This is a genomic window from Nitrosopumilus sp. b1 (assembly GCF_014078545.1).
Lineage (GTDB): Archaea > Thermoproteota > Nitrososphaeria > Nitrososphaerales > Nitrosopumilaceae > PXYB01.
The window spans coordinates 1-9,494 of sequence record NZ_MU078739.1 but is presented as its reverse complement, the minus strand read 5'-3'; the positions used below and the strand labels follow the sequence as shown (position 1 = coordinate 9,494).

General features: G+C 36.9%; 12 protein-coding genes. 5 read left to right on the top strand and 7 right to left on the bottom strand.

Annotated features, from left to right (window positions below; genetic code table 11):
- Positions 1-245: V-type ATP synthase subunit F (locus C6988_RS09785; RefSeq protein ID WP_182135086.1), on the bottom strand; the 245-nt coding region annotated here is incomplete at its 3' end.
- A 97-nt stretch (positions 246-342) separates the two neighbouring features.
- Between C6988_RS09785 and C6988_RS09780 the strand changes: the two genes are divergently transcribed.
- Positions 343-648 (top strand): hypothetical protein, encoded by a 306-nt coding sequence (locus C6988_RS09780; RefSeq protein ID WP_182135084.1) that lies wholly within the window; start codon positions 343-345, stop codon positions 646-648.
- Here the strand turns inward: C6988_RS09780 and C6988_RS09775 are convergent.
- The 3 genes from C6988_RS09775 to C6988_RS09765 are packed head-to-tail and all read right to left on the bottom strand — an operon-like array spanning position 641 to position 1,652.
- Positions 641-892, bottom strand: a complete 252-nt coding sequence (locus tag C6988_RS09775; protein ID WP_182135082.1) for a hypothetical protein — start codon at positions 890-892, stop codon at positions 641-643. The genes C6988_RS09780 and C6988_RS09775 overlap by 8 nt on opposite strands.
- Before the next feature lie 40 nt (positions 893-932).
- Positions 933-1,307, bottom strand: a complete 375-nt coding sequence (locus C6988_RS09770) for a DUF6659 family protein (RefSeq protein WP_182135080.1) — start codon at positions 1,305-1,307, stop codon at positions 933-935.
- A gap of 45 nt (positions 1,308-1,352) precedes the next feature.
- Positions 1,353-1,652, bottom strand: a complete 300-nt coding sequence (locus tag C6988_RS09765) for a hypothetical protein (protein ID WP_182135078.1) — start codon at positions 1,650-1,652, stop codon at positions 1,353-1,355.
- A 34-nt stretch (positions 1,653-1,686) separates the two neighbouring features.
- Between C6988_RS09765 and C6988_RS09760 the strand changes: the two genes are divergently transcribed.
- The 4 genes from C6988_RS09760 to C6988_RS09745 all read left to right on the top strand — a co-directional run bounded on the left by C6988_RS09760 (position 1,687) and on the right by C6988_RS09745 (position 4,277).
- Complete coding sequence (locus tag C6988_RS09760) at positions 1,687-2,433, top strand: metallophosphoesterase (protein WP_182135076.1); 747 nt, start codon at positions 1,687-1,689, stop codon at positions 2,431-2,433.
- Positions 2,434-2,510: 77 nt separating this feature from the next.
- Positions 2,511-2,696, top strand: coding sequence for a hypothetical protein (locus tag C6988_RS09755; RefSeq protein WP_182135074.1), 186 nt, complete (start codon positions 2,511-2,513; stop codon positions 2,694-2,696).
- 32 nt (positions 2,697-2,728) lie between these two features.
- Positions 2,729-3,376, top strand: a complete 648-nt coding sequence (locus C6988_RS09750; RefSeq protein ID WP_182135072.1) for a hypothetical protein — start codon at positions 2,729-2,731, stop codon at positions 3,374-3,376.
- 49 nt (positions 3,377-3,425) lie between these two features.
- Positions 3,426-4,277 carry a proline dehydrogenase family protein gene (locus C6988_RS09745; protein ID WP_182135070.1) on the top strand — a complete coding sequence of 284 codons (852 nt, stop codon included), beginning with the start codon at positions 3,426-3,428 and terminating at the stop codon, positions 4,275-4,277.
- Here the strand turns inward: C6988_RS09745 and C6988_RS09740 are convergent.
- The 3 genes from C6988_RS09740 to carB all read right to left on the bottom strand — a co-directional run.
- On the bottom strand, positions 4,259-5,830 hold the full coding sequence (locus tag C6988_RS09740; RefSeq protein WP_182135068.1) for an aldehyde dehydrogenase family protein: 1,572 nt from the start codon (positions 5,828-5,830) through the stop codon (positions 4,259-4,261). The two genes, C6988_RS09745 and C6988_RS09740, sit on opposite strands and share 19 nt — an antisense overlap.
- 1 nt (position 5,831) lies before the next feature.
- Entirely contained in the window at positions 5,832-6,680 is an 849-nt protein-coding gene (locus tag C6988_RS09735) for an arginase family protein (protein WP_182135066.1), read from the bottom strand.
- A gap of 50 nt (positions 6,681-6,730) precedes the next feature.
- Positions 6,731-9,494, bottom strand: a 2,764-nt coding sequence (gene carB, locus C6988_RS09730) for a carbamoyl-phosphate synthase (glutamine-hydrolyzing) large subunit (RefSeq protein ID WP_182135064.1), incomplete at its 5' end; no start/stop codon positions are given.

The window sequence follows — 9,494 nt, the reverse complement described above, 5'->3', positions numbered from 1 at the left end:
TTTTGACTACCAACTGATGGCAATGCAAATACCAATGTTGATTTTTCTGCACGCAATGCAGTTAATTTATCATTTATTGGCTCTGAAACATCATCACTAACTAAAACAAGGCCAACGTCTGAATCATCAGAAAGTTTTTTGATTTCATCGTATGCTTGATCTGGAGTTTCAGTAATTACACCTGGAACTCCTGCTAGCTGAAAACTAGTAACAAAAGACCTGCTACCAACAGTGACGATTTTCATAATTCAAAAGTTAGCATATTCTAATTTAACCCTTTATGGATATGATCGACTAAATTATCCAAGTAAGGTTGATTAGTCAAAACCAGACAGTGCATTCATGGTAGAATTTGACACAGGAAAAGATGTGTATCTTTTCTTGCACGGAAGAATGGATTTGAAAGAAAAGGCAACTACTGCACTTGTTTCAAAAGGATTCTCTGAAGATAAAATCACAATGGCACTGCCCACCAAAGTCGGACAAGTAGGCGACTATATGGCAATGCTTTGGATGCCACCAAACCCAGATCATATCAAGATTCAACAAATAACCAAAGTAGAACAAGTTGAGCCAGAAGGAATGGTAGGATTATGGAAAGGCGTCTCAAAAGATGATTTAGATACTATTCCACTTAGTTCTAGCTGAACCCAACCCCAAACTTGTCACCATCTTGCATTGGGTCAGCAGAATCAGAATTTTTTAATTTCAAGTAAAGTAGTGCTTCATAGATTAGCTGTACTGCTGCATCATCATTCATGTTATAGTTTTGCTTAGCATACTCGTGGTATTTTTCAAACTTTTGTGGGTCTTGCTCATCAGGTGAGACTTTGTCCTGCTCCATTAGCTTTGCAACGTTTTCTATTTGGGAATTATAATCCAAATCAGCCATGGTTATTCTAGAAAACAGGTCGTTAAAGAAACTTGTGAATCTATGCTTTGGAGATTAATTTTTTGACAGTGTTTACTAGCTCGATTTTCTTTTTGATAGAAAGCTCAGGCTCTACTGTAATGAAGATGGTATATTTTTTAGAGTACACTACAAGCTGTGAAACATTATCTCGCTCAACGTGAACATAACGAACCTTTCCCAGAGTCTTATCAAACTCTTTTCTCATCTTTCGTCTCTGACCAATCTGTTTGCAAAAGTGTTCTTCTTCTTTTTGGGATTCAAGTGAGGTTTTGCCTTTATGCATAATTCCCTCTACAATGTTTCCTTTAAGATCAATTATTGCTACAAAACGCATCTTAGAATTATGTGCGATAATTTTTTCTGCAATACCTAGAAGGTCTTTTTTTGTAGCCATGTGGTTTGTGAGATTTACTAACCTGATATAACCTTAATTTTCCAGTCACAGATCAGATAATAAACTAGAGATAAAATCAACGTATTCCTCATCTGCAAAAGAAATTTTCTCTAGCTCGTTTTGCTTTTGTGCTGACTTTAGTGCCTCTAGGTGATAGCATTCTTTTTTGCCATTAATTTTTCCAAAGTAGAATCCAGGACAAGAGCAAAAATTTTGTTCAGGGTCTATCCAGTACTCTTTTCCAGTGCCAACTACGGTCCAGACTTGTCTCTTGCTAGGCTCAAATACATGCAATTTTACTCGATGCTCAGAAACAAGGTTTTTGATTCGCTCGTCTTGGCTCACAAGGATTTAATTTTAAATCTAAAGTATATCTGTGATGGTAGAAACCAGAATCGTTCCAGGCAAACCTGCAATGATACTAGAAGGTGAAAAAAAATACCTCATTGTAACTGATTTGCATTTGGGCTTTGAATCAAGTCTTGGAGCAAATGAAATCTTTGTTGGAAAAAACACTACAATTAATGAGACAATATCAGAGATTAAAGAAATCATTTCAGATACAAAACCAGACTCTTTGGTCTTACTAGGCGATGTAAAGTCTAGCATAAAATCAATCTCAAAGACAGAATGGAATGATGTTCCATTGTTTTTTGAGGAGATGAATAAAATTATTGATACGATATTAATTCCCGGAAATCATGATGCAAATATTGCAAGGCTAGTTCCTGAAAAGACTAGTATGATTAGCTCAACTGGTTTTGTTTTGGAAAATGTTTTGCTCACACATGGACATACGATGCCATCTGAGAACTTTGCACATGTGGATAAAATCATCATGGGTCATATCCATCCAGTTTTTTTCTCTGAAGACTCTGTGCTGAATGGTCAACGAGTTTGGATTTCTATTCGTGCAGACAAACAAGAATTGTTTTCATCACAAAAAGGAGAGATTGAAATTACGATTGTTCCCTCTTTTAACAAGTATATTTATGCCACACATAAGCGACATTATAAAAAATCAATATCACCAATAATTGAGAAAATTAATGTTAATTCTGCTAGAATTGTAACACTTGATGGTTCAATAATTGGGGATGAATCAGTTATTGAAAATGTGATTTGATAATTGCAATCTTGATAATCTAGAATCTTTTTTTATTACCAATAATACTATGAAAAATTACCAAATTGCAAATTATTGTGTTTTCATCAGAGGTAGATGAAGAACCCGATGGTCTTATCCCTGATGATCTAATCCCAGATGTAATTCCTGATGAAAAAAAGCCTCTAGAACCTAACGAAGAAGGATCTGAAGAAGAGGATTGGGATAATGAAGATGAGGATTATGACGATGAAGAAGATTATCACCTTCAAAATTCAGCCTAAAACATTAATCAAACAAACCTTGATGTTTACTGTTGGTCATACAGTATTTTGTTGAGGTGAATAGTTTTGCTGATTTTGCAAGATATGTGTGCGCAAGACAGCATCCACTGCGTGTCTATCAGTTCTCTTACAAAAATAAAAACATCTTTTCAACGAGAAAAATTCTCTCCAGTACAATTTTGCATTTTTTTGTAGTATCTGAAAAAGATGGCAGATACATCTCATACGATCCACTTGGTGGAAAAGAATCCTACAGTATTGTAAATGAAATTACAAAGACTGGAACTTATGCCCCAATAGTTGAGCTAGACTCGTTACCGTTTCCAATAAAGCTCACAAAACGAGTCAAAGACAAATTCAAACCAATTAAAGTCCATGAGCTTGGAGACCTAGCTAGACTCACATACGATCCTGAGTGGCCTGATGATTACGAGTTTACCCTACTTGCATTCCCTTACAAGAAAAAATGGCTAGTAGGATACATTACAAAAATTGATCTTGATGATACTTTCTTTTGTTTTAATTATGTAACATTAGACGATGAACCAACTGGTCCTTTCTTGAAATATTCTGGACATAAGGGGGGTAAAGCAGAATTTACAAACAAGTTTCAGCATGGATTTCCTTACTTGCCTGTAGTAAAGCTAAAGTCTACTCATCCAATCTTTGGAATAAAATAAAATAGTTTGAAAATCAATTGTATACTAATTGGTATCTGGAATTCAATTAATGGAAAAGGTTCTTTTTCGTTTTGCAAACCAATGGATTGCAGGCGACACCATTGAGGATGCACTTAATTCAGCACAAAGCGCATACAAAAATGGAAGACATGCAATCATAAACAAACTCGGAGAATACCACAAAACAAAAAGACCAATTCGAAAAACAGTTGCAGAGTATCAAAAAATTATTTCATCATTTAGAAAATGGAAGATTAGGGGCGCAATATCTGTAAAGCCAACACAGATTGGTCTATCAATTAGTCAAAAAGAATGTTACAAAAATCTCTCAGAGATTGTAAAGACTGCACGCGATGCACACGTTTTTGTGTGGATAGACATGGAATCAGCTGATCACACAGATGAGACAATAGAGCTATACTATGCATTCTTTTCAAGATACGAGCGAATGGGAATAGCCTTACAGGCAAATCTCAAAAGAACAGAAGATGACTTAAGAGACCTAATCAAAAATGGTGCAAAGATTCGTCTGGTAAAAGGTGCATACAAAGAAAATGCAAAGATTGCCTTCAAGTCAAGGAAAGACGTGGATAATAGCTACATCAGGCTGATGAGAAAATTATTCAAAGAATCAAACGAGTTTGGGATTGCAACACATGATTCTAAGCTCATCAAAAAGGCAGTCTCATTATCAAAAAGATACCCAAAAAAGTTCGAGTTTCAGATGTTAAAGGGAATCAGAGAGGATAAAAAACCAGATTTGATCAAAAAAAAGTTTGTAGTATCTGATTATATTCCGTATGGAACAAACTGGCTTCCCTATTCTATTAGGAGAATCAAAGAAAGAAAACGCAACATCTTGCTTTTGGGTAGCTCGCTGCTTCAGTCACAACGCGTCTGAGTCTGAGACCTCATAAACTGTTGCAGATAGTTCTCACCGCCTGCACCCTTTCCAGTAGAGCCTGAGCCCTTCCATCCAACAAAGGGCTGCGCCAAAACTAATGCTGCAGTAGTTGCACTAGCAGAACGATTGGCATAAACAACACCTGCTTGAATTTTATCAAAAAAGTCTTGAACTTGTTTTTGATCTTCACTAAAAATTCCAGCAGTTAGTCCGTATTCAGTATCGTTTGCACGCTTTATTGCATCATCAAAGTCTTTGAAGTTTTGAATGCAAACAAATGGCAAGAATAATTCTTCTTTTACAAGCTTGTTTTCATCATCAAGCTTTGTAACAATTGTTGGCTCTACAAAGTATCCATTTTTTAATTCTGGATGCATTATTACCGAACCGCCAGTTAGAATCTTCCCGTCTTTTTTTGCAAGTTTAACTGATTCTTCGAATTTTGTTTTAGCTGACTCGTTAATTATTGGACCAAGAAAGACTTCTTTCTCCCAAGGCATCCCAATCTTTAGCTTTTTTGTCTTCTCTACTAGTTTTTTTGTAAATTCATCAACCACATCATCATGAACATAAACTCTAGAGCATGCACTGCATTTTTGTCCTCCATAACCAAATGCAGCCCTCATGACACCTTCTGTGGCCTTCTCAAGGTCAGCATTTTTAGTAACAATAACTGGGTTTTTGCCTCCCATCTCAGAGATAAACGGCTTTGCAGATTTTTCTGTGAATTTTTTGAATCCAGACATTCCCACCTGATAAGAGCCAGTAAAGGCAATTCCTGAAACGTCAGGGCTTTCAATTAGCGAGTTTCCCACTACGCTTCCTGGTCCTGTGATAAAGTTGATGGCCCCTATAGGAATTTTTTTGAAAATTGTTTTTGCAAAATTGTATGATGAGATTGGAGTATCACTTGCAGGTTTGAGAATTGCAGTGTTTCCAGTAAGTAGTGCACCACTAGTCATTCCGATTGCAATTGCTGAAGGAAAATTAAATGGCGCAATAATTCCCCAAACACCAAAAGGTTTCATTATGGTTTGAGTTTTTTCTTTGGGATTAGGATGAGGTGTTGATTTGCAAAATCCTTGGTTTTTTTCTAGCTGATACGCATAAAATCTCATAAAATCAATTGCCTCATCGACATCATTTATTGCCTCAATTCTGTTTTTACCATTCTCAAATGTCATAATAGCAGCATGGTAAAACTTCTGCATGGAAAAAACATCTGCGCATTCACGAAATATTTTAACACGTTCTTGGTATGGTGTATTACTCCATTCTTCAAATGCATTTTTAGCAGCATCTATGGCATCTTGTACGTTTTGTTTTGTTCCCTGTGGAAAATTTGCTAGAACAATATCTCTGTTAGCAGGTGAGCGAACCTCAAAGGATTCTTCTGAGAAAACTTCTTTGCCGTTTATGATATTTGGGTATTTTTTTCCAAATTCATTTTTGACTTCTTCGATTGCCTTCTCAAAGTTTGCATGAAATTTATCTTCTGCGTTTTCTGCTACTGCCTTTCCCCAAGTGTATTCATTTACAAATTCTTCCATGCTACTTTTCACCTGCTGAATAAATTACCTCAGAGATTAATCTTGATGCTAGATGTGATGTTCTGTCTTTAACATCAAAGCTTGGGCAGACTTCCATGACATCCATTCCCACGATTCCCCTTTTTGCAATCTTTTTTAGAATATATGCAGCATCAACACTGCTCAATCCCATCGGTACTGGAACTGACACTCCTGGGGCATATGCAGGATCAATGCAATCCATATCAAATGAAACATACACGTTTTCTCCTAGTTTGTCCAGAATTGATGAGGCAATCTCTTTGATTCCTATTTCTGAAATATCAAATGGTGTGACTATCTGCAAATTGTGTTTTTTGATATTTGCAAGCTCTTCGAGTTCTGGAGTTCTAATGCCAATTTGAACACTAGATTCAGTTTTGATATTCAATAAGACATCATTTACAACAGAGCCATAGTAGTTTGTAGTAGAGCTTACAAAGTCAGGATGCGCATCAAAATAAACCAAAGAAAATTTTCCCAACCTATTTGACATTGCATTAATTATTTGTCTGGTAATTGAGTGATCCCCGCCAATTGAAATAGGGATTTTAGATGAGGATGAAATTTTATCATACACATCATCAATTTCTCCGCGAGTAATGTTTCCCATATCGTATACTTTTTTTTGGGCTCCATCATTTGGTCTTCCTAGAATCTTTTTTCCATCACGCTCATACGAATCACGCTCATTGGAAATTTTTCTTATTGTAAAGGGGGCCTCTTGTGTTCCTTGTCTGAGTGCATGGGATTGGGATTCATCAGGAATTCCAACCACAACAAATTTGGAATCATCAAAATTATCCGTATTTGCCCAGCAAATCTTTTCCATGTAATTATTGCGACGACTGTAATCTTATAGTTTATCCATATTTTCAGTAGTTAGCTAATTGGATCATAGGGCTCAATTGGAAGTTTTGTGGTTTCATTTTTCTGCAACCACTCTAGTGTTTTAACAAAGGATTCAGCTAGCTCAACGGTAGTAAGTACAGGAATTCCTAGCTCTAGTGACTTTCGTCGAATCTGGTATTCGTCTTCAAGCATTCCAACGTATTTCTCCAAAGTTGAAGTGCTTGGAATGTTAATAATAAAATCAATCTTTCTCTCATGCAGCAAATCAGCAATGTTTGGTTTTCTGTCAGGCTCACTAATTTTATGCACGACTTTAACATCAGAGAACTTTGCTTGGAAGAACTCTGCAGTGTGCTCTGTTGCCAATAGCTCAAATCCCAAGTTTTTGAGAAGTGCAATTGTTGGCATGAGTTTTTCTTTATTTTGGGTACCGCCAATTGTAATTAGTGCAGAGCCAGACTTTGGAAGATTATATCCAACTGAGGTCAATCCCTTTGATAGGGCATCATAAAATGATTTTCCAAAGCATGCAGCCTCGCCAGTTGATTGCATCTCTACTCCTAGAACAATGTCAGCGCCATCTAATTGCATGAATGAAAATTGTGGAACTTTGATTCCATAGTTGTGAATCTTCTTCCATTGATCATGAGGAATTGGAGGTAGTTCCTTTCCTAAAATTGCACGGGCTGCCAAGTAAATCAAATTAGTCTTTACCAGTTTTGAAACAAATGGCATGGAACGTGATGCACGAATATTTAGCTCAATTACATACACATGTCCATCATGAACTAAAAATTGCAGATTAAATGGACCTTTAACATTAAATGTTGTTGCAATTTTATTTGTATAATCAGTTATTGTTTCAATTACTTGATTGCTTAATCGCCATGGTGGAATGCACATCATTGCATCCCCAGAGTGAACGCCTGCACTATCAATGTGCTCTACTATTGCACCAATGATTACGTTTTTGCCATCACACACACCATCAACGTCAACTTCCAAAGAGTTTAACATGAATTTTGAAATTACAACTGGATGATCAGGGGAGACATCAGTTGCTTCTTTTACATATGTCTTGAGCTCATCTTGTGACCATACAACTTTCATTGCAGCACCACTCAAAACATAAGACGGTCTAACAATTACTGGATATCCTACTTCTTGTGCAAATGATTTTGCTTCATTAAGATTTGAGAATGCCTGCCATAGTGGTTGCTTTATGTGCAATGAATCAAGTACACTGCTAAACTTTGAGCGATTCTCTGCACTATCAACATCTTTTGCACTAGTTCCAAGGATTTGAATTCCAGCTTCTGCAAGCTTTGGTGTAAGATTATTTGCAGTCTGTCCACCAACGCATGTAATGATTCCTTTTGGATTCTCAAACTCTGCAATGTCTAGAATTCTCTCATGGGAGATTTCCTCAAAGTATAATCTATCACAGATATCATAATCAGTAGAAACGGTTTCAGGATTACAATTAACAACTGAGATATTTTTTTCACCTTGTTCTCGCAGGCCCCAGACCATATTCACAGTACCCCAGTCAAACTCTACGCTGCTTCCAATTCGATAGGGACCAGCCCCCAACACAATGGTACCCTTTTGCTCAGGTGTAATCTGGATGTCATTTTTGTCTCCACCATACGTCATGTAGAGATAGTTTGTTTTGGCAGGCCATTCAGCTGCCAAAGTATCAATCTGCTTTACTACAGGCACGATTCCAGCCTCTTTTCGCATCTTTCGAATCTCTGAAGGCTGCGTATTTTTTGCTCGAGCAATCTGATTATCAGAGAATCCATGAGTCTTTGCTTTTTTGAGTAGTTTTGGCTCTAACTCTTTTTCTTTGAGCTCGGCTTCAACATCTACAATATTTTTTATTTTTTCAATGAACCAAGGATCAATTGCAGATAGTTTGTAAATCCTATCAACTGTAATTCCTTTCTTTAGTGCAGCTGCTACATAATACAAAATAAAATCATCATGATGACTCAGATGGTATTCAATGTCTTCTTCATCATACGTCTTGCCGTTTAGACGATTAAGCACCAACCCATCGTTTCCAATATCTAGCATTCGAATTGCTTTTTGAATTGACTCTTCAAATGTTCTGCCAACTGCCATAACTTCGCCAACTGACTTCATTGTTACGCCGAGTTTACGATTAACTAGCTCAAACTTTGAAAAGTCCCAACGTGGATGCTTACACACAATGTAATCTAGTGATGGCTCAAAGCATGCAGTAGTTGTTTTTGTGATGTGGTTTACAAGTTCAGGTAATGAATGACCCAATCCAATTTTAGCTGACATGTATGCTAGAGGATATCCAGTGGCCTTACTAGCTAGTGCAGAAGAACGAGAAAGTCTTGGATTAATTTCAATTGCAACGTATCTATCGGAATCAGAGTCTAGTGCATACTGTATGTTACATTCACCGACAATTCCAACATGCTTTGTTGCACGAAGTGCAGCTGAACGCATTGTATGGTATTCACTATTATCAATTGTTTGGGATGGTGCAACTACAATGTTATCGCCAGTATGGGCTTTCATTGATAGAACATTTTCCATGTTACATACAATGACGTTATTGCCAGAGTAATCTTGCATTACTTCATATTCGATTTGCTTCCAGTGGCCGATGTATTCTTCAATTAAGACTTGACCAACCAAACTTGCATTAATTCCACGCTCTACAATCTCGTGTAATTCAATTTCATTGTGTGCAATACCACCGCCCTTTCCTCCAAGTGTATATGCAACTCGAATAATCACAGGATAGCCTAGCTCT